This is a genomic window from Mycobacterium sp., from assembly GCF_008709575.1.
Taxonomy (GTDB): domain Bacteria; phylum Actinomycetota; class Actinomycetes; order Mycobacteriales; family Mycobacteriaceae; genus Mycobacterium.
The window spans coordinates 1-650 of record NZ_VYIK01000415.1 but is presented as its reverse complement, the minus strand read 5'-3'; the positions used below and the strand labels follow the sequence as shown (position 1 = coordinate 650).

General features: G+C 64.5%; 1 protein-coding gene and 1 pseudogene. One reads left to right on the top strand and one right to left on the bottom strand.

What is annotated here, in order from left to right; genetic code table 11:
• Nucleotides 1-201: pseudogene (locus F6Q13_RS19315) on the top strand (hypothetical protein); the annotation flags it as partial.
• A gap of 19 nt (nt 202-220) precedes the next feature.
• Here F6Q13_RS19315 and F6Q13_RS19310 read toward each other — a convergent pair.
• Entirely contained in the window at nt 221-592 is a 372-nt protein-coding gene (locus F6Q13_RS19310; protein WP_293059949.1) for a transposase, read from the bottom strand.
• Nucleotides 593-650: the final 58 nt, after the last annotated feature.

The following is a 650-nucleotide window of genomic DNA, read 5'->3' as shown; positions in this document are numbered from 1 at the left end:
AGCGCGCCGGCCGGGAAGGTACGACCCATGCTCGATATAGTCCGTAATTCAACTGCCCACGAAGATTCCGGAGTCCAGGCTGTGTTGGCACTCCCAGCGTCGTCGGTGAGCGATGAGATCGTGCGCGAGGGTGCCCAGCAGATGCTGGCGACAGCGCGGCCCGAGGTGACCGCCTACCGCGCCGAGTTCGCCGACGAATAGTCCTGGGTCCAGTCTTGTGTCAGGCCGCCGTTTGTTGTCTTGGTTGAAGAGGGCTTGGCGCGCTCGGTGTTAGGGGGTCGTTTTGCCAGCAGAGCCAGTTGATATAGAGCCAGGAGTGGACCAGGATGCCTACGGCGTGAGGGTGGTCGTGGCCGCGGGTTCGGGTGCGGTTGTACGAATCGGCGACCCAGGGGTTGATTTGGCGGCTGTCGCCAGCGAAGTCGCAGACGGCATCCGGGAGTTGCTTGTCTGCGGCCCAACGGAATCCGACATGGTTAGCTTTACCGGATCGGCGGGCGCAGGGGACGACTCCAGTCAAGCAGCCCAGCGATTCGGGCGTGGGGAAACAGGCTCGGTAACCCCCGATCTCGGCGACACAGCGATGATGCACAAGTGAGCGGCCTGGGCTACAGCGCACCGGCCGCGCTGGCGGTCGCGGCCGTGTGCAC